Annotated in this window: 1 protein-coding gene; it reads left to right on the forward strand. The window is 70.8% G+C overall.

Going from position 1 to position 760, the window contains the following annotated elements:
* Positions 1–760: hypothetical protein (locus H5407_RS23520; protein ID WP_183106911.1), on the forward strand; the 760-nt coding region annotated here is incomplete at both ends.

Below are 760 nucleotides of genomic sequence, written 5' to 3' on the forward strand. Positions count from 1 at the left end.
CTTTTCAAGCTTCTCTCCCTGGCGCGATGGCGCTGCAGGGGGGACTGGCTGGGTGCCGCCGCCTTGAGCCTGGGGCTGTTGTGTGCCGCACCGGCCCAGGCCCAAGCCCCCAAGATCAGCCTGAGCGTGGCCAGGACCACGGCTTACGTCGGCGAAGATCTGGTGTTCACCCTGCGCTTCGCCGGCCGCGAGCGCCGCGACCAGGACTACCACGTCAGCTTCGTGCCAGGCGCGCGCTGCGTGTCCGGCGGGGCCGCACAGTACGTGGCCGGTGACGTGATCCACACCCTGGCCTGCAGCTTCAGCAAGCCGGGCTCGCGCTCGGTGCAGGGCATCGGCGGCTTCCTCAACACGGAAGCCGGCGGCAGCGTGGACGCCTTGGGCAATATCCGCTTCGGCGACTGGGTGCCGGGCTCGTTGAGCGATCCGCTGGACATCGTCATCCTGCCGCAGATCCGGCCTGCCTTGACGCTGGAGCGGCTGGACGCCAAGACCCTGGCCGGCCAGCCGCTGCGCCTGCGCGCGCGCCTGAGCGGCACGGACCCGGCGGTGCCCGTGGAGGGCAAGATCAACTTCGGCGGCTCCACGGACTATGCGCTGGACGCCACTGGTGAAGCCCTGGGCGAGCTGCGGGGCCTGAGCCCCGGGCCCACCGAGCTCGTGGCGCGCCTGACCGTGGCCAGCCCGGCCTACGAGAAGGTGCAGTCCCTGCCGCTGAGCGTGGTGGTGGAGAAGGGCGGCAGCGTGGTGCTGCTCAATG

Origin of the sequence: Mitsuaria sp. WAJ17 (genome assembly GCF_014174515.1) — a bacterium.
GTDB lineage: Bacteria > Pseudomonadota > Gammaproteobacteria > Burkholderiales > Burkholderiaceae_C > Roseateles_B.